Here is an 18,252-nt window from a genome sequence, read left to right as displayed (position 1 = left end):
CATTGCGGCGTCTTATCCACCTCACCACCGACCAGGGTTCGTCTCTTGAACCGTTCAAGACAAAATAATAAATCACGCGCAGCCGCATTGGCTGCTTAGGGGAGTGACGCGATGAAATCGGCTTTCAATCGATCCATTCTTGCGCTCGCGACGATTGCCTTTGTTGACGGGGCCAGTCAGGCCGGCGCGCAGCAAAGGCCGCTGAAGAAATACGACTCCGGTACCAAGGACTTCTGGGCCAATCCGCCGCCCGACTGGTTCCTCGGCGACGAGATCGAAGCCCAGAAGGGACAGGCGCCTCCGTCGGGTCCGCCGACCGGCGCATCGGACGCCGAACTCGCGGCGATGATGAAAAAGATAAAACTGCCGGCGGGCTTCAAGATCGAAGTCTACGCCTCCGGCGTGCTGTCCGCGCGGCAGATGGCCTGGGGCGACAAGGGCACGCTGTTCGTCGGCTCGTTCGGCGTCGGTAACGTCTATGCGATCAAGGACAATGCCGGCAAGAAGGAGGTCAAGACCGTCCTCAAGGGCATGAAGATGCCGACCGGCCTGGCGTTCCGCGACGGCGCGCTCTACGTCGTCGATATCGACAAGCTGATCCGGTACGACAACGCCGAGGCCAATCTCGACAATCTCGGCGCCGGCAAGGTGGTCTATGACGACATGCCGCCCTACATCCCGCACGGCTGGAAATATATCGCGGTCGACAAGGAAGGCTGGTTCTACCTGCCGTTCGGGCCTCCCTTCAACATCGGCATTCCGCCGACCAGCCTGTCGCAGATCCGCCGCGTCGATCCCAAGACCGGCAACGCCGAACTGGTGGCGCTCGGCGTCCGCAACAGCGTCGGCGGCGATGTCGATCCGCGCAGCGGCAAATACTGGTTCACCGAAAACGCCCGCGACTGGATCAGCGACGACGTGCCGAGCGACAAGCTCAACATGATCTCGAAACTCGGCGAGCATTTCGGCTATCCCTATTGCCACCAGGGCAACATGCCGGATCCGAAATTCGCGATGGGCCACAAATGTTCGGAGTTCACGCCGCCGGTGCTCAACCTCGGTGCGCATGTGGCGCCGCTCGGCATGAAGTTCTACACCGGCGACCAGTTCCCCGCCGAGTACAAGAACAACATCTTCATCGCCGAACACGGCTCCTGGAACCGGGCCAAATACCAGGGCGCGCGGATCAAGCGGGTGATCGTCGGGCCCGACGGCAAGAACGCCAAGCAGGAGATCTTCGCCTCCGGCTGGCTCGAGGGCGACAAGAACTATCTCGGCCGTCCCGCCGATATCGTTCTGGCCAAGGACGGCTCGATGCTGATTGCCGACGACTGGGCCGGTGCGATCTATCGCATCAGCTATAGCAAGAAGTAACGGCTGACTAACGCTGGGCTGCGGCTGCTCGGGAACGGGTGGCCGCAGTTTTTTGTTGTAGCTGTGCGGTGGTTCTGGTTCGGAGAGGAAGCAAGATGCGGATTGCGTTAGCCGGGACCATGCTCGCCGTGATGGTGACCTGCGGATCGCTGGCCCATGCCGCCGACGTCGCTGCCGGCAAGCAAAAGGCCGAAGTCTGCATCGCCTGTCACGGCGAAGCCGGCATTTCGCAGATCGAGAATATGCCCTCGCTCGCCGGCCAGCCCGACCAGTTCATCCAGTGGCAGCTGGTTTTCTTTCGCGCCGGCACCCGCAAGAACGAGCAGATGCAGCCGGTCGTCGAGCCACTCAGCAACGAGGATATCCGCAATCTCGGCGCCTATTTTGCCTCGCTGACGCCGCCCAAGGCTAAGCCGGACGAGAATCCCGATCTATCAGCCAAGGGTGCGCAGGCCGCCAAGGGCCGGCGCTGCGCCGCGTGCCATACCGACAATTATGCCGGCGGCAAGGCGATCCCCCGCGTCGCCGGCCAGCGCCAGGACTATCTGCTGAAGGCGCTGCACGATTACAAATCCGGCGTGCGATCCGGCGGAGGCATGGCGGCGATGGCGAGCGTCGCCTTCTCCCTCAGCGAGGAAGAGATCGAGGCGCTGGCGCATTATCTCGCGCATCTTTGAAACTCGCACATCTCCATCGTCGTCCCCGCGAACGCGCTAGGGCATGCACACATCTGGTGCGGCGGATTGACTCGGGTCAGGTTTGAGGGATTCCAGAATCGGGAATCCATGTGATTTCTATTGCGGCACTTCGGCTTTTGCGGGGGTGTCGGCATGCTGGTGCAAATTGACTGGTCATTGGGTCGGTTCGGGGATCGTCGTCTCGATAAAGGGGGGCGGCGCTTGTCGAATGCATGGTCGCGGGCAAGGATGTCTGTTTGCGGCGGCTGGCAAAAGGTGTCCGCGGCCGGGAGGTGCGGTTCAATCGGTTTCTCGGCAACGCCAAGGTGACGACTGCCCGGGTGATCGAAAGCTGGAGCGAAGGCACCGCGGTAGCGGCAGAAGGGCGCCATGTATTGGCGATCCAAGATACCAGCGAAATCAACTTCGCAACCACGGCGGAACGCCGGCGCGGGCTCGGGGAGATTGGTAAGGGGAACGGTCGCGGTGTGTTGTTGCACCCGATGCTGGCAGTGGACGCCGAGAACGGCATCTGCCTGGGTTTGGTGAGCGGCGAAGTGTGGACCCGCAAGGGTCGCCGCACCGTCTCGCACGACCAGCGCGATTTGTCGGACAAGGAATCCCAGCGCTGGATCTCCACGGCGCTGGCGGCCAAACCGCTGCTTGCCAAGGCCGCCATGGTAACCGCGCTCGGCGACCGCGAGAGCGATATCTTTGCCCTTTACGCCAACGCGGCTGAGCCGCGCTTCCATGTGATCGCCCGCAGCATGCATGATCGCAAGCTTGCAGACCGTACCGGCTTGTATGCGGCCGGCGAAGCCATGCCCGTCATGGATCAGCGCGCCATCGTGCTTCCTGCGCGGGCGCAGCGCGCCGAGCGTGTCGCGGTTCTCAAACTTCGCTTTGGCGCAGTGAACTTGGCCCGGCCACAAAGCAAGTTCCTGCGTCGTCTCCCCGAGAGCTTGCCGCTGACCCTGGTCGAGGTATGTGAGCCTGCTTCTCCGGCCGGCACCGAACCGCTGCACTGGCGTCTCCTCACCACCCACCCGGTGGCGACGACGGAAGAGGCTTGGCGCATCGTCGAATGGTACAAGCGGCGTTGGGTAATCGAGCAATTCTTCCGTGTCCTCAAGACCCAAGGCCTCAGGCTCGAAGATAGCCAGGTTGCCACCGCCGACCGGCTCCTTAAGCTGGTAGCAATCGCAAAGCTGGTAGCAATCGCAGCCAAGGCGGCGATCATTACCATCCAACTGCTGCAGGCGCGCGATGGCCGCACCCATCAACCGGTCCAGCTTGCCTTCGATGCCAACGGGGTCGCAACCCTCGCCGCCCTCAATCGAAATCTTGAGTCCCAAAGTAAGCGGCTCAGAAACCCGCATCCACCCGACAGCCTTGCCTGGGCCGCATGGATCATCGGCCGGCTCGGGGGCTGGGACGGCTATCCCTCGTCCAAGCCGCCAGGCCCCATCACCATGAAGAACGGCCTCGAATACTTCTCCGCCGTCGCCGCAGGATGGAGCTTGAGAGATGTGTGCATGCCCTAGCGCGAACGCGGGGACCCATAACCACCGATATTGAATTGGAAAGAGCTGGAGCAACAGCTGTGTAAAGCCGCGAACGGCTGCGGCTATGGGTCCCTGCGTTCGCAGGGACGACGAAAGAAATCGGATCACCCCCGCTGCTTTTCATACGCCTTGAGATGCGTATACGCGATGCGCAGCTTCGGCACCGGCACTTTCGCGGCGTCGCCGCGTGCGATCAGGTCGCCGATCACGTGGTCGGCTTCGACCGGCGCGCCCGCCTTGATGTCGCGGAACATCGACGCGGTCATCTGCGAACCCTCCGCGGTCAGCAGGCCCCTGGTGCGCTGGAAGAACGGGCCGCTCGGCGCATGGCCTTCGGCGGTCGCCACCGCGCTGCATTCATCGAGCATGCCGAGGATGAAATCCTTGCCGCCGGGTACCGCCAGGATATTGCCGACCGCGCTGCGCATCAGGCAGGTCGAGGCCGCCAGCGAGGCCAGGAACACCCATTTTTCCCACATCTCCTGCACGATGTTCTCGCTGGCCACCGAGCCGAGCTTGCCGCTCGCCATCACCTCGGCGATGGCGCGCACCCGGTCCGACAGTCTGCCGTCGCGCTCGCCGAAATTGAGCGACTGCATCGGCGCCAGCTGCACCACCTCGCGGGCTTCGTTGAGGGTGGCGGCGATCGCACAGAGGCCGCCGAGCACGCGCTCGGCCCCGAACTTCCTGTCGAGCACGTCCAGATGCAGCATGCCGTTGAGCAGCGGAATGATCGAGGTCTGCGGTCCCACCGCCGGCGCAAACGATGTGATGGCGTCGTCGAGATCGAACGCCTTGCAGCTCAGCAGCACGACGTCGAATTTTTCGCTGAATTGGCCGGCCTGCACCGTCGGCGGGTTTTTCAAGGTCACGTCGCCGTTCGGACTCTTGATCACGAGGCCGGCGCTGGCGAGTTCGCCGGCGCGCCGCGGACGGACCAGGAAAGTCACGTCGCGGCCGGCCTCCAGCATCCTGCCGCCGAAATAGCCGCCGATGGCGCCGGCGCCGACCACGAGAATGCGCATTCGAGAGATCCTTGTTGTTGTTGTTGTTTTTTGTCAGGTGCGAATGGCGAATAGCGAATGGACCTTCCCTATTCGCCACTCATCATTCGCTACTCGCCTCTCACCAGTTCCTCGACGTCGCGCAACTGTTCCTTGCCGAAGAAGATTTCCTTGCCGACGAAGAAGGTCGGCGAGCCGAACGCGCCGCGCTCGACCGCGTCCTGCGTGTTCGCGATCAGCCTGGCCTTGACGTCGGCCTCCTGCGCACGGGCAAACAGTTTGGCGGCGTCGAGGCCGGAGGCCGCAATGGCCTTCATCGCCACTTCGGGGTCGTCCATCTTCTTCGGCTCGACCCACATGTGATGGAACGCGGCGTCGATGTATTTCTCGAACACGCCCTCAGCCTGTGCGGCAACGGCGGCGCGCATCAAGTTGAGGGTGTTGACCGGAAAGAACGGGTTCCAGACATAGGGTTTCACCTTGAATCGCTTCAGGAAGCGCTCCGTCTCCAGCGCGTTGAATTCGGGCTTGTTCCTGACGCCGGCCAGGGTTTCGCCCGGCGATCGGTTGTTGGTGGCCTTGAAGATGCCGCCGAGCAGGACCGGCACATACTCGAATTTCACGCCGATACGCGCTTCGATCGCCGGGATCGCCTCGTGGCTGAGGAAGGCATTGGGGCTGCCGAAATCGAACAGGAATTGCGGGGCGGTTGGACTCAAAGCGGCAGTCTCCCTGATGCGAGGTTCTTATATGATCCCTGTCATTTCAACAGCCTAGCGGTTCGCTTGCGCGGGATCAACCGCAGGCCCGAGCGCCGCAGGCCCAGACTGCGGCGCGCGTTCGAACACCCGCTCCGCGAGTTTCGATGTGTGGGCGCGGATGTCGTCGGGCCATTCGGCGGTCCGTTGCTCGAAGCTGATAGCGTCGCCGGCAAACAGCGCGCGGATCGCTTCCTCGTAATGCGGTCTGTTGCCCGATGTGACCGACATGAAGCGATAGGCCGCTTCCTGGGCCTGACGGATACGGTCCTTGTCTTCACCGGTCCGGCTGGCGGCCTCGACCAGTTTGCGGATCGCGACCGAGGCGCCGCCGGGCTGCCGCGCCAGCCATTGCCAGTGCCGCGGCAGCAACGTCACTTCGCGCGCGACCACGCCCAGTTTCGGACGGCCCGGACCGCGCGGGGCGGTGACTGCGGCAGCTTCAGCTGGGATCGGCGCGCCGGCGGCATCCGGCAGGCGCGCCAGAACATCCGCCATGGAACCGCGGAAATCGATCTCGATGGTAGCGCTGGTGTTGCCGTCGAATACCACGATCGACGCCTCCATGGCTCGGTCGAGCGTCTCCTTCGCCGCGCGGGCGACCTCGCGAAGATCGCCGGACGCGATTCGGCGATCTCCCTCGAAGGCGATGCAGGCGGGACCAGGTACCGGATTCATGACAGACCTCTAGATTCCATTAGGTGCATATTATCCGGGTAATATGAAGATGTCAATAATGCCCGGGTAATACAACCGTTTGGATATCTCGACTTTCCGGCGTGCGGCTGGCACCACCATGCGCCGCCGTCACCGACGCGCCACGTCCTCCGGGGAAACGCCATGCTCACCGTTCATCACCTCAACAACTCACGCTCGCAGCGCGTGCTGTGGCTGCTGGAGGAACTCGGCGTCCCCTGCGAGATCGTCCGCTATCAGCGCCAGCCGGACATGCGGGCGCCGGCGGAACTGCGCGCGGTGCATCCGCTCGGCAAATCGCCTGTCATTACCGACAACGGCAACACCGTCGCGGAATCCGGCGCGATTGCCGAATACCTGATCGATACCTATGGCGAAGGACGCCTGATTCCGCCCGCCAAGACGCCGGAGCGGCTGCGCTATACCTATTGGCTGCACTATGCCGAGGGATCGGCGATGTCGCCGCTGCTGCTAAAACTGCTGTTCACGCTGATGCCGAAGCGTGCGCCGGCGTTGCTGCGTCCGCTGGTGCGCAAGGTCTCGAACCAGGCGCTGACCGCGCTGGTCAATCCCCAGCTCAAGCAGCACATGGCTTATTGGGAGAGCGAACTCGGCAAAAGCGAGTGGTTCGCCGGCAATGAATTTTCCGCCGCCGACATCCAGATGAGTTTTCCGCTGGAAGCGGCCGCGGCACGCGGCGGGCTCGAGCAAGGCCACCCCAGGGCCATGGCGTTTCTCGACCGCATTCACGCCCGCCCGGCCTACAAGCGGGCGCTGGAAAAGGGCGGGCCGTACACGATCGGGCGGTGATGTTGGTCTCCCCTCCCTCCCCACCGCTTCGCGGGAGGAGGAGAGGAAAAAAGACGCGACGTATCAAGCCGCGCGGATCTTGCCGAGGAAGCCGTTCACATTGGCCCGCAGCCTGTCGGCCTGGCGGCTGAGATCGTCGGCCGCTGAGAGCACTTCCGTGGCGGCATTGCCGGTTTCTTCGACGGCCTCGTTCACGCCGGCGATATTGGTCGCCACGCCGCTGGTGCCTTGCGCCACCAGCTGGATGTTGTTGGAGATATCCCGGGTCGCGGCACCCTGCTGTTCCACGGCTGCGGCAATGGCCGACGCGATCTCGTTCATCTTGCGGATGGTGCCGCCGATCGCCTTGATCGCCTCGACCGCATTGCCGGTCTCACCCTGAATGGCGGCGATCTGCGTCGAGATATCCTCGGTGGCCTTGGCGGTCTGATTGGCCAGCGCCTTGACCTCGCTCGCCACCACCGCGAAGCCGCGGCCGGCATCACCGGCCCGGGCGGCTTCGATGGTCGCGTTGAGCGCCAGCAGATTGGTCTGCGAGGCAATGTTCTGAATCAGCGAAACCACGTCGCCGATCTTCTGCGCCGTCGCGGCCAGCCCCTGGATGGTGGCGTTGGTGCGGTCGGCCTCGACCACTGCCGTTGAGGCGAATTCGGCCGACTGCGTCACCTGACGTGAAATTTCATTGGTCGAGGCGTGCAACTGCTCGGTCGAGGCCGCCACGGTCGACACGTTGGCCGATGCCAGGTCCGACGCGGCGGAAACCGCGGTGGCCTGCCGGCCGGTCTCAACGGCGACCGCCGACATGCTCCCGGCGGTCGCGTGCATCTCCGTCGAAGCGGCGCTCAGGCTGTCCAGTGCCTCGCAAACCTGCTCGTCAAACACGGCGATGTAGCCTTCGACGGCAAGCTGCCGCTTCTGCTTCTGCTCCTGCTGCTCACGCTGCTCGGCCTCGAGGCGGCGCGCCGTGATCGCGTTCTCCTTGAACACCTGCAACGACCGGGCAAGTCCGCCAACTTCATCGGCGCGGTCGGCGCCCTCGACATGGATGTCGAGATTGCCGTTGGCGAGCTTGGTCATCTCACCCGTCATCGCGGCGAGCGGTCGGGAAATCTGATAGAGCGCGATCCAGCCGAGCACGCCGAAGGCGCAGATCAGCCCGGCGGCGGCGCCGATCATAAGCCACGCTCGGGTCTGCGCGGCCATCGCCACGCTGGCGTCACGTGCCGCCTGCATTTTCTCGACGTTCATGGTGATCAGCTTGCTGACCGCACCGATGGCGACCTGGCGATGCTTGGCGGCCACACCGCGCGAATGATCGAAAGCCTCTTTCAGCTTGCCGGCAAGCGCGAGCTGGAATACCTCGGCGCTGGCTTCCCGCCGGCCGATCACGGCGCTGCGGAAAGTATCGATCAAAGCGCGCTGCTCCGCTTCCTGAGTGATGGCTTCAAACCGCTTGATGGCGTCGAGGGTGGCGGAAGTCGCCTTGCCGTAAAGTTCGATGTGCCCCTGCGCGACCTTGGCGTCGTAGCTGAGAATCACGTTCTTTTCGCTGATGGCGGCGTTGTTGAAGGCGCTTTCGGCCTGGAGCGCAAGTTGCACCCGCGTGGCGTTGCCGTCCACCAGGGATGCCGCGGTGTCCGACAAATGGGTCACCGCCAGCGAGGCATAAAGCACGATCCCGATCGAAACGACCGCGACGATGGTCGCTGGAACCGCAATTTTGGCAATGATCGCAATGTTGCGGAACCCAATCATGTCGTCTCTCCGATTAAGAAAGACTGACCAATACCGCGCATATCTTAAGAACCTTTGGACGGCGGGGGCTCGTAATATTACGGGATCGGAATCCGGTGATGCGGGCGCCGGCACCGGAGCGGGGGTTCGAGACCTTGCACGGGCTTGGTTCAGCCCTGCTCAAGGCCGCGTCGCCGCGATGATTTCGCTGACCAGGCGGCCGAGGCCCCGGATGTCGCCGGTAGGGTCGACGGAGTCGCCGAGCCGGACGATCACGAGATTGTGCGATGGCAGGATGACGATGCGCTGACCAAGGTCGCCGGAGGCAAAGAACGCGTCGCGGGGAATCCCGAGCCTGACCCGTGCCTTGGCGTTCGCGTGCTCGCTGCGATTGGTCCAGAAGCCGGCCGCGTAGTCCGAACCGGGTGAGGCGGCGATGCAAAAATCCACCCAGTCCTCATGCAGCAGGCGTTTTCCGCCGACCACACCGTCATTGAGATAAAGCAGGCCGAACCGCGCCCAGTCCCTGGCGCTCGCCAGCATCCAGGTCGATCCCTGCAGCGTGCCGACGCCGTCGAACTCCAGCGTCACGTCGCGCATGCCGAGCGGGTTGAACAATTCGCGCCAGGCGAAGGCCAGCGTCTGCTCGGGCCCACCGACGGCGTCGCGGACGATCCGCGCCAGCAATTGCGTGGTCGCGCTGGAGTAATGCCATCGGCGACCCGGCGGCGCGATCAAGGCCGCCTTCACGGCAAAGCCGGCGGTGTCGTCATGCAGGAACATCCGGCTCGATGGATCGAAGCCCGAATTGGTTTCATCCAGTGCCAGACCCGACGTCATGCGCATCAGATGCTCGACTTCGATCTCGCGCCGCGGATCGGAAGCCGCCCGCCATTCCGGAATCGGCGCCGGCATCGACGGCGTGACGAGGCCTTGCTGGGTCAGGATCCCGATCAGGGCGTTGACCACGGCCTTGGTCATGGAGAAGCCCGGCAACGGCGTCTCGACGCCGATGCCGGCGGCATAGCGTTCGGCGATGATTCGGCCATCATGCAGCACGACCACCGCCTTGGTCCGCCGGAACGGCGGCGCGGCCGGTTCCTCGAAGGCATGATCGAGCGCGGCCTTCAATTTGGGATCGGACGGCTCGACGACACCACGTCCCGCGATGTCGGCGAGAAGCGGGGGCGTCTTTGGCACCTTCTGCGCCTGCAGATCGCTTCGCAGCAGATAGGGCTGCCTCGCTCCGTGCAGATCGATGCAGCCCTGGCCTTCATGAAACGCCGCGCGGCTGCGGAATAATCCCAGCGTCGATGCTTCGACGGTCCTTGCGGTTGCATCGAGATGGTAGCCGAGCAGATGGCGCAGCCGGCGAATGCCGGCCCGATCGCTGGCTTCCGCGAATACCGCTTGCGGATCGAGGCCGGAGACGAAGACCTTGACGCAGAGATTATGGGCGACGAAACCGGTGGCGACGCGAATGGCGAGATCGGGGCGGAAGATCGCAGCCGCGGCGACGCCTGCCAGCAGGAGGATCGCGGCCACAGCGCCGGCAACAAGCTTCCGCGAAACCACGCGTCCCTCCCCGCGCCCGGATCAGCGCCCCTTCTGCGCCTCGCCCACGGAAGGCAGCGCCCGCACGCTGACGCCGGGCGGCGGCACATCGTCGTCGGGCACGAAAAAATCCGACATCAACGGCACCGATGGATCGACCCGGTAATGCTCGAAGTCGCGCACGCCGCTTTCATAAAGCACCCTGTCGTCGATGCAGAACTGTCCCGTGAATTCGCGTGCCGGCCTGGTGAAGATGACATAGGCCGCGTCGCCCATGATTTCAGGGGTGCGGCTGGCGCGCATCATGGCGTCTCCCCCGAGGAGATTGCCGACCGCGGCGGTGGCGATGGTGGTGCGCGGCCACAGCGCGTTGACGGCGACGCCGGCCGATTTCAATTCACCCGCGAGACCCAGCACGCACATGCTCATGCCGAACTTCGCCATGGTGTAGGCGGTGGAATGCTCGAACCATTTGGTCTGCATGTCGAGCGGTGGCGACAGCATCAGAATGTGGGGGTTCTCTGCCTTCTTCAGATGCGGGATGGCGTATTTCGACACCATGAAGGTGCCGCGGGTGTTGATGCCCATCATCAGGTCGAACCGCTTCATGTCGGTGCCTTGCGAATTGGTCAGGCTGATGGCGCTGGCATTGTTGACGCAGATGTCGATGCCGCCGAACTCTGCGACCGTCTGGTCTATCGCCGCCATCACCTGCGACTCCTCGCGGATATCGCACAGGATCGGCAGCGCCTTGCCGCCGGCGGCGCGGACCTCGTCGGCGGCGGTGTAGATGGTGCCCTTCAATCTCGGATGCGGCTCGGCGGTCTTGGCGGCGATCGCGACATTGGCGCCGTCGCGCGCGGCGCGCAGCGCGATCGCAAGTCCGATGCCGCGGCTGCCGCCGGAAACGAACAGCGTCTTGCCCTTGAGTGACGTCATGTTTCTCCCCCTGCGGCGGTGTCTGCCGGCCGTGTCTTGCGGCCCATGCTTCGAGACGGCCACTTCGTGGCCTCCTCAGGATGAGGTTTCATTTGTTGAAACACAACAACTTCATGCTGAGGAGCGGCCGCTTGGCCGCGTCTCGAAGCATGTGCAGCAAGCGCATTGCCTGGTCCATTCTATTGCCCCGCGGCTTCCGCCCCACGGGTACGCGGATCGGGGGCGCCGAGCAATCCGTTCGGCGTCACGGCGATCGAATTGGCCGAGGTCTGGCCGAGCGGTTCAATGACCTCATGGCCTTTGGCCCGCAGGTCAGCCAGCGCGTCGGCGGCGAAACCGCGTTCGATCCGTACCACGTCCGGCAGCCACTGGTGATGCAGGCGCGGCGCCGCCACCGCGGCTGCGATATCCATCTTGTAGTCGAGCACGTTGACGATGACCTGCAGCACCGTCGAGATGATGCGGCTGCCGCCGGGCGAACCCGTCACCAGCACCGGCCTGCCGTCCTTCAGCACGATGGTCGGCGTCATCGACGACAGCGGCCGTTTGCCGGGACCGGGCAGATTGGCTTCGAACCCGACCAGGCCAAAGGCGTTGGAGGCGCCGGGCGCCGCGGTGAAGTCGTCGAGCTCGTTGTTGAGCAGCACGCCGGTGCCATCGGCGATCAGGCCGACACCGTAGGGAAAGTTCAGCGTGTAGGTGTTGCTGACGGCGTTGCCGCGGCTGTCCACCACCGAATAATGCGTGGTGTTGCTGCTTTCGCGCGGGGGCGGCGGCGGTGTCGCCGACAGCGCATCGGTCCAGGGCGTGGCGCGGTCGAGGTCGATGCTGGCGCGCTGTTTCGCAGCATACTCCTTCGACATCAGCGTCGCCACCGGCGCGCTGATGAAATCGGGATCGCCGAGATAGCGCGCGCGATCGGCATAGGCGCGCTTCATCGCCTCGATCATGGCATGCAGCGAGGGTGCCGCGCCCTGCTTCATGTCACCAAGCGGAAACCCTTCCAGAATGTTCAGCGTCTCCAGCAGCACGACGCCGCCCGATGACGGCGGCGGCATCGAGATGATTTCGAAGCCGCGGTAGCTGCCTCGCACCGGCGCGCGGATCACCGGCCGATAGGATGTGAGGTCGTCCACCGTCATGATGCCGCCGGCGTCGCGAACTCCCGCCGCCAGTTTTTCCGCGACTGGACCCTGGTAGAATCCGCGGGCTCCATGCGCCGCGATGGCCGAAAGCGTCGCCGCCAGATCGGTTTGCACCAGCGTGTCGCCCTCCCGCAGCGAGCTGCCGTCGGCCCGGGAAAATATCTTCGCCGAGGCCGGCCAGCGCGAAAGCCGCCGCGCGATGCCGGGCAGCGTGTCGGCCATGTCGTCGGCGATCACGAAGCCGTCGCGCGCAAGCGCGATGGCCGGCTTGAGCAGGTCCGCCAGCGTGAACCGGCCGGAGCCGAATTTCTCCAGGGCCAGCGCCAGGCCGGCGACGGTGCCGGGCACCCCGATGCTGAGCGCGGAATCGCGCGATTTGGCGATGTCAGGCTTGCCGTCGGCGCCGAGGAACATGTCGCGCGTGGCCGCGGCCGGCGCGGTCTCGCGGTAGTCGATGGCGACATTCTCGTGGCGCTCCGCCGAGTGGATGATCATGAAGCCGCCGCCGCCGATATTGCCGGCGCGCGGATAGGTGACGGCCAGCGCGAAGCCGGTCGCGACCGCGGCATCGACCGCGTTGCCGCCCTGCCGCAGGATATCGGCGCCTATTCGCGCGCCGATTTTCTCCTGCGCCACCACCATGCCGTGCTCGGAAGAAACGGCGTGACCCGCGCCGGCGGGGATGTATTCGCGGCGCTCCTGCGCGTCTGCCGGCACCCCGAACGCGACAACCAGTGCGATTGCGGCGAACAAGCTGCGCCGTTCGGCTGTGAACAAAGCCATCAAACCATCCATTATTAGGACCGGGATCAGCGAAATGACGCAGTCTCTTTGCTGCCGCGAATGCTATATGGGTTCCAGCGCGAGGGGCAAAACGCCTCTTCGTGATTCGGCAGAAGATTTCGAGCATGACCCTCATTGCCCCGGCGGCGCCCGTTCCGGATACGAGGACCTATCCGCCCCGCGCCGCCGTCGTCAGCTGGATTTTCTTCGACTGGGCGGCGCAGCCTTACTTCACCCTGATCACCACCTTCGTGTTCGCGCCTTATTTCGCCACCCACGTGGCTTCCGACCCGGCCAGCGGGCAGGCGATGTGGGGCTTTGCGACCGCCGCAGCGGGGCTGGTGATCGCGCTGTTGTCGCCGGTGCTCGGCGCCATCGCGGACGCCAGCGGTCGGCGCAAGCCGTGGATCGCCGCATTCGGCGCGCTGCTGGTGATCGGCTCCTCGCTGATGTGGTTCGGCAAGCCCGGCGACCCCAGCGTGATTCCGGCGCTGCTGCTCGCCTTCGCCATCGCCACCATCGGTGTCGAATTCGCGATGGTCTTCAACAATGCGATGATGCCGTCGCTGGTGCCGCCGTCCAAGATCGGGCGATTGTCCGGCACCGGCTGGGCCACCGGTTATGTCGGCGGCATCCTCAGCCTGATCCTGGTGCTGGGATTTCTGGCGGCCAACCCGGCTACCGGGCGCACGCTGTTCGGCTTCATGCCGCTGTTCGGTCTCGATCCGGTGACGCATCAGGGCGATCGCATCACTGGTCCGCTGACCGCGATCTGGTTCATCATCTTCGTGACGCCGATGTTCCTGCTGACGCCGGACTATCCGGCCAAGCTGCCGGTGCGCGACGCGCTGCGCAAGGGCATGACCGAACTGAAGGGAACGCTGGCCGAACTGCCGAAGCGCAAATCGATGGCGGCGTTCCTGCTCGCCAACATGATCTACACCGACGGGCTGGTGTCGCTGTTCGCGTTCGGCGGCATCTATGCCGCCGGGACCTTCGGCTGGCACACCATCCAGATCGGCACCTTCGGGATCCTGCTCGCGATCGCCGGCACGTTCGGCGCGTGGCTCGGCGGCAAGCTCGACGATACGCTCGGGCCGAAGCGGGTCATCGCCGGTAGCACGGTGGTGCTGCTGTCGTCGATCGTCGGCATTCTGCTGGTCAACAAGGATTCGATCTTCTTCATCCAGGTGGCGCCGCCGGTGCCCGGCGGCGCGCTGTTTTCCGGCGCCGCGGAGCGCGCCTATCTGGTGCTGGGCTGCCTGATCGGCATGGCCGGCGGCCCGCTGCAGGCGGCGTCGCGCTCGCTGCTGGTTCGGATGGCCCCGAAAGACCGCGTCGCGCAATATTTCGGACTGTTCGCGCTGACCGGAAAGGTCACGTCCTTTGTCGGCCCGTTGCTGGTCGGGGCGATCACCGCCATCACCGCCAGCCAGAAGGCCGGCATGGCGGTGCTGGTGATCTTCTTCGTCGCCGGCCTGGCGCTGCTGTCGCGGGTGCGGGAAGAATAATTCTCGCTGTCGTCCCTGCGCCCCGTGCGCAATTGCGCACTAGAGCATTTTCCACTTAATGCGATGCATATCCGGAATTTCGGAAGTAGTTGGCGCATTCATCTGGGGGGAAGATGTCGAGCAGAATTGCGATTCGGTTCCAGAGGCTCTCCACTGAACGCTCTGCTGCTTTCCGTAACGCGGCTTTGAGTTTGGCAAAAAGTTGCTCGATCGGATTGAAGTCGGGCGAATAGGGCGGCAGATAAAGCAGCTTTGCGCCGACGGCCTCGATCGCGTTGCGTATCGCGGGCAGCTTGTGAGAGCTGAGATTGTCCATCACGACAATGTCCCCTGGTTTGAGGGTCGGCACCAGAACTTGTTCGATATAGGCGAGGAAGGCATCGCCGTTCATTGGGCCGTCGATGACGCACGGTGCGGTGAGCGCGTTGGAGCGCAGCCCCGCCACAAAGGTTGTGGTTTTCCAATGGCCATGCGGGACTTTACCGACCAGCCGTTCGCCGCGCGGCGCCCGGCCTCGCAGTCGTACCATATTGGTTGAAGTGCCGGTTTCGTCGATGAAAACAAGGCGCTCGGGATCGAGCTTCGGTTGATTGTCCGCCCATGCCGTCCGCGCCGCGGCGACGTCAGGCCGATCCTGCTCCGCCGCTCGCAGGCTTTTTTTTGAAGCTGATGCCGTGGCGGTCGAAGAACCGCCAGACCGAGCCAATCCCCGCCTTCTGTTCACACTGTTCCAGTAGACGGCGCTGGATCTCCTCCAGTGTCAGGTCGGGCTCCTGTTTCACCAGTGCAAGCAACCACTCCTCGTGCTTCTTTAGGGGCGACCGGCTCTTGCCTTTAGTGGATTTGGCTTCAAAACTGCCGGTCTCCCGCCACCGCTTGGTCCACCGAATCGCCGTTGCATCGCCGATCACAAACTGGCGGGCCGCAGCCCGTGCCGCCGCACCGCCCTCAACCACCCGGATCACTCGAACTCGCAGATCGTTCGAATACCCCATCGCAGCCTCCTCAGCTTGGGAAGGCTACGGAATCTTATTCGCAGGCCGTTGGGAATCCCTCAGATTCACAAAAGGTGGAAAACGCTCTAGGCAGGGACGACGATCGATCAATGCCGAAAATGCCGGACGCCGGTGAACACCATGGCGATGCCGGCATCGTCGGCGGCTTTTATCACTTCATCGTCGCGGATCGATCCGCCGGGCTGGATCACCGCGGTGGCGCCGGCCTCGATCGCGACCAGCAGTCCATCGGCGAACGGAAAGAATGCGTCCGAGGCGACCACCGAGCCCCTGGTCTTCGGCGCGGCCAGTTTCAGTTCGTCGGCGGCATCCTGCGCCTTGCGCGCGGCGATCCGCGCGGAATCCACCCGGCTCATCTGGCCGGCGCCGATGCCGACGGTGGCGAGATCCCTGGCATAGACGATGCTGTTGGACTTGACGTGCTTGGCGACGCGGAACGCGAATTTGAGGTCGCGCATTTCGGCGTCGGTCGGCGCGCGCCGGGTTGCGACCTTCAGCGTCATGCCGTCGACCACGGCATTGTCGCGGCTCTGCACCAGCAACCCGCCGGCAACGGTTTTTGCGGTCAGGCCCACCGTGCGCGGATCGGGCAGCGCACCCGCCAACAGCAGCCGCAAATTCTTCTTGGTGGCGACGATGGCGATGGCTTCATCGGTGGCGTCGGGTGCGATGATGACTTCGGTGAAGATTTCGGTGATGGCGCGCGCGGCGTCGGCATCGAGCGTGCGGTTCAGCGCGACGATGCCGCCGAAGGCCGATGTCGAATCGCAGGCCAGCGCCTTGGCGTAGGCGCTGACGAGGTCTGGGCCTTCGGCGACGCCGCAGGGATTGGCATGCTTGACAATGACGACGGCCGCGGTGCGCGCGGCGTCGAACTCGCCGAGGCATTCATAGGCGGCATCGGTATCATTGATGTTGTTGTAGGACAGTTCCTTGCCCTGCAGCTGCCGCGCGGTGGCGACGCCCGGCCGCTTGTCGGGGGTGCGATAGAACGCGGCGGTCTGGTGCGGATTTTCGCCGTAGCGCAGCGCCTGGATCAATCGGCCGCCGACCGCGCGGAAATCCGGCGCCTCGGTCCTGAGCTCGGCCGCGAACCAGTTCGAGATCGCGGCATCATAGGCAGCGGTGCGGGCATAGGCCTTTGCCGCGAGACGGCGACGCAAGGTCAGCGTGGTCGCGCCCCCGTTGGCGGCGAGTTCGTCGAGCACGGCCTGATAATCCTGCGCTTCCACCACCACGGCGACGTCGTCGTGGTTCTTCGCCGCGGCGCGGATCATCGCGGGGCCGCCGATATCGATGTTCTCGATGCACTCCTCAAAGCCGGCGCCCTTGTCGACAGTGGCCTCGAACGGATAGAGGTTGACCACCAGCAGGTCGATCGGCGCGATGCCATGCGCCTTCATGGCTTCCGCATGCTCGGCATTGTCGCGGATCGCCAGCAATCCGCCATGCACTCCAGGGTGCAGCGTCTTGACCCGGCCGTCCATCATCTCCGGAAAACCGGTCAGCTCCGAAACGTCTTTCACCGCAAGGCCCGCAGCGGCAATCGCCTTCGCCGTGCCGCCGGTGGAGACCAGCTCGACGCCGTGAGTTGCCAGCGCGCGGGCGAATTCGATCAGCCCGGTCTTGTCGGAAACGGACAATAAAGCGCGGGTTACGCGGCGCGGATGGTCGGTCATGGGGAGTATCCTGGCTGGTAAGCCAGCCGGGTAGCATGGTTTCGGCGGTCACGAAACCGCTAGCCGCAGAGGAAGCTTGCGTTGACCACAGGCAGTAGCGAGCCATGGCTGAGGCTGCAGTTCCCGGAGCGTCAAGCGGCCGTTGCCTTGATGGTCGGGATGTGACGGACATCCTCGGTGCGCTCCGCGTGCCAGGTGTCGTAAGCCGCCTGCATCCGTGTCCAAATCCCCGCGCCGTCGCCAAAAAGCTTGCCGAGCCGAACTGCCGTGGCCGGGGACACCGGCTTTCGTTCCTGCAGGATGTCGTACAGATGTTGCCGGGAAATCCCCAGCAATCCGGCGATCTCGGCCTTGGTCCGGCCGGTGGCCGGAATGATGTCATCCCGAAGCAGCGCGCCGGGATGAGTGGGGCAGCGGCTTTTGCCGCGCTTTGCTGCATAGACCATACTTCATCCCTTCTAGTGGTATTGTTCGAAATCGACCCGGCACGCTTCGCCATCTTCGAATTCGAACGTGATGCACCATGGTCCGTTGACGTGGACCGAATAACGCTTCGGATCGAACCCGTGCAAGGAATGAAAGTCGAAGCCCGGAATGTTCATTTCCTCGGGCCGATTGGCGACGTCGAGACGGTCCAGTCTGGCGAAAATGCGCTTATGCATCTTCGCGTCGATCTTCGAACTCTTGCCCTTGGTCCAAAGCTCGGAAAGGGCTTTGCTCCTAAAATTTCGGATCACGAGACAACGTAAGCAATCAGCTTACGTTCGTCAAGAGACGCGCCACCGAGACGCGCCCCCTACAACGGCAATTCCGGCTCGCGCCGCGCATTGCGCCGCGCCGTCGTCGCCGAGGCGGACGTGGTCGATCTGACAAAACTCCAGCGGATCGAGGCGGCGTGGCGGGATTCCTGCCGGATCACGATCTGGGCGGTGCGGCGCGGGCCGTCATTGCCGGCCAGGAACACGCTGTCTTCCAGCTCGACCTTGTCGTCGAGCGCCTCGAAGGTC

General features: G+C 64.2%; 17 protein-coding genes. 5 read left to right on the top strand and 12 right to left on the bottom strand.

Features of this window, described 5'->3' with window-relative positions:
• The first annotated feature begins 111 nt into the window (after positions 1 to 111).
• From Q8N40_RS15785 to Q8N40_RS15775, 3 genes are all read left to right on the top strand, one after another.
• Positions 112 to 1,374, top strand: a complete 1,263-nt coding sequence (locus Q8N40_RS15785) for a sorbosone dehydrogenase family protein (protein ID WP_305712464.1) — start codon at positions 112 to 114, stop codon at positions 1,372 to 1,374.
• Positions 1,375 to 1,469: 95 nt separating this feature from the next.
• Complete coding sequence (locus tag Q8N40_RS15780) at positions 1,470 to 2,051, top strand: cytochrome c (RefSeq protein ID WP_305321114.1); 582 nt, start codon at positions 1,470 to 1,472, stop codon at positions 2,049 to 2,051.
• Positions 2,052 to 2,284: 233 nt separating this feature from the next.
• The gene (locus Q8N40_RS15775) at positions 2,285 to 3,595 is read left to right on the top strand and encodes an IS4 family transposase (protein WP_305712463.1); all 1,311 of its coding nucleotides are present in this window, start codon (positions 2,285 to 2,287) and stop codon (positions 3,593 to 3,595) included.
• 125 nt (positions 3,596 to 3,720) lie between these two features.
• Here Q8N40_RS15775 and panE read toward each other — a convergent pair whose 3' ends face one another.
• The 3 genes from panE to Q8N40_RS15760 all read right to left on the bottom strand — a co-directional run bounded on the left by panE (position 3,721) and on the right by Q8N40_RS15760 (position 6,056).
• Complete coding sequence (gene panE, locus Q8N40_RS15770) at positions 3,721 to 4,641, bottom strand: 2-dehydropantoate 2-reductase (RefSeq protein ID WP_305322804.1); 921 nt, start codon at positions 4,639 to 4,641, stop codon at positions 3,721 to 3,723.
• 89 nt (positions 4,642 to 4,730) lie between these two features.
• Positions 4,731 to 5,339: a 2-hydroxychromene-2-carboxylate isomerase gene (locus Q8N40_RS15765; RefSeq protein ID WP_305322803.1), complete on the bottom strand. Its 609-nt coding sequence runs from the start codon at positions 5,337 to 5,339 to the stop codon at positions 4,731 to 4,733.
• Between the two features lie 54 nt (positions 5,340 to 5,393).
• Positions 5,394 to 6,056 (bottom strand): DUF2239 family protein, encoded by a 663-nt coding sequence (locus Q8N40_RS15760; protein WP_305712462.1) that lies wholly within the window; start codon positions 6,054 to 6,056, stop codon positions 5,394 to 5,396.
• Between the two features lie 162 nt (positions 6,057 to 6,218).
• On the opposite strand from Q8N40_RS15760, the gene Q8N40_RS15755 reads away from it, so the two are divergent.
• Positions 6,219 to 6,884 carry a glutathione S-transferase family protein gene (locus Q8N40_RS15755; protein ID WP_305712461.1) on the top strand — a complete coding sequence of 222 codons (666 nt, stop codon included), beginning with the start codon at positions 6,219 to 6,221 and terminating at the stop codon, positions 6,882 to 6,884.
• A gap of 63 nt (positions 6,885 to 6,947) precedes the next feature.
• On the opposite strand, the gene Q8N40_RS15750 is transcribed toward Q8N40_RS15755, so the two are convergent.
• From Q8N40_RS15750 to ggt, 4 genes are all read right to left on the bottom strand, one after another.
• On the bottom strand, positions 6,948 to 8,639 hold the full coding sequence (locus Q8N40_RS15750; protein ID WP_305712460.1) for a methyl-accepting chemotaxis protein: 1,692 nt from the start codon (positions 8,637 to 8,639) through the stop codon (positions 6,948 to 6,950).
• Positions 8,640 to 8,798: 159 nt separating this feature from the next.
• Positions 8,799 to 10,193 carry a serine hydrolase gene (locus tag Q8N40_RS15745; RefSeq protein ID WP_305712459.1) on the bottom strand — a complete coding sequence of 465 codons (1,395 nt, stop codon included), beginning with the start codon at positions 10,191 to 10,193 and terminating at the stop codon, positions 8,799 to 8,801.
• A 21-nt stretch (positions 10,194 to 10,214) separates the two neighbouring features.
• Complete coding sequence (locus Q8N40_RS15740) at positions 10,215 to 11,111, bottom strand: NAD(P)-dependent oxidoreductase (protein ID WP_305322798.1); 897 nt, start codon at positions 11,109 to 11,111, stop codon at positions 10,215 to 10,217.
• A 179-nt stretch (positions 11,112 to 11,290) separates the two neighbouring features.
• Entirely contained in the window at positions 11,291 to 13,039 is a 1,749-nt protein-coding gene (gene ggt, locus Q8N40_RS15735; protein WP_305712458.1) for a gamma-glutamyltransferase, read from the bottom strand.
• 125 nt (positions 13,040 to 13,164) lie between these two features.
• On the opposite strand from ggt, the gene Q8N40_RS15730 reads away from it, so the two are divergent.
• Positions 13,165 to 14,550, top strand: coding sequence for an MFS transporter (locus Q8N40_RS15730; RefSeq protein ID WP_305712457.1), 1,386 nt, complete (start codon positions 13,165 to 13,167; stop codon positions 14,548 to 14,550).
• A gap of 55 nt (positions 14,551 to 14,605) precedes the next feature.
• Here the strand turns inward: Q8N40_RS15730 and Q8N40_RS15725 are convergent.
• From Q8N40_RS15725 to Q8N40_RS15705, 5 genes are all read right to left on the bottom strand, one after another.
• A protein-coding gene (locus Q8N40_RS15725; protein WP_305712456.1) for an IS630 family transposase occupies positions 14,606 to 15,545 on the bottom strand; the annotation gives its coding sequence in 2 pieces (ribosomal slippage) (positions 14,606 to 15,200 and positions 15,199 to 15,545; 942 coding nt in all).
• Between the two features lie 107 nt (positions 15,546 to 15,652).
• Positions 15,653 to 17,245 carry a bifunctional phosphoribosylaminoimidazolecarboxamide formyltransferase/IMP cyclohydrolase gene (gene purH / locus Q8N40_RS15720; protein WP_305712455.1) on the bottom strand — a complete coding sequence of 531 codons (1,593 nt, stop codon included), beginning with the start codon at positions 17,243 to 17,245 and terminating at the stop codon, positions 15,653 to 15,655.
• Between the two features lie 131 nt (positions 17,246 to 17,376).
• Positions 17,377 to 17,691 carry a HigA family addiction module antitoxin gene (locus tag Q8N40_RS15715; protein WP_305317890.1) on the bottom strand — a complete coding sequence of 105 codons (315 nt, stop codon included), beginning with the start codon at positions 17,689 to 17,691 and terminating at the stop codon, positions 17,377 to 17,379.
• Positions 17,692 to 17,703: 12 nt separating this feature from the next.
• On the bottom strand, positions 17,704 to 17,982 hold the full coding sequence (locus tag Q8N40_RS15710) for a type II toxin-antitoxin system RelE/ParE family toxin (RefSeq protein ID WP_305712454.1): 279 nt from the start codon (positions 17,980 to 17,982) through the stop codon (positions 17,704 to 17,706).
• Positions 17,983 to 18,041: 59 nt separating this feature from the next.
• The coding region (locus Q8N40_RS15705) for a heparinase II/III family protein (RefSeq protein WP_305712453.1) at positions 18,042 to 18,252 on the bottom strand (211 nt) is incomplete at its 5' end.

This window comes from Bradyrhizobium sp., from assembly GCF_030693485.1.
GTDB lineage: Bacteria > Pseudomonadota > Alphaproteobacteria > Rhizobiales > Xanthobacteraceae > Bradyrhizobium.
This window is presented reverse-complemented; position numbering and strand designations above follow the sequence as displayed.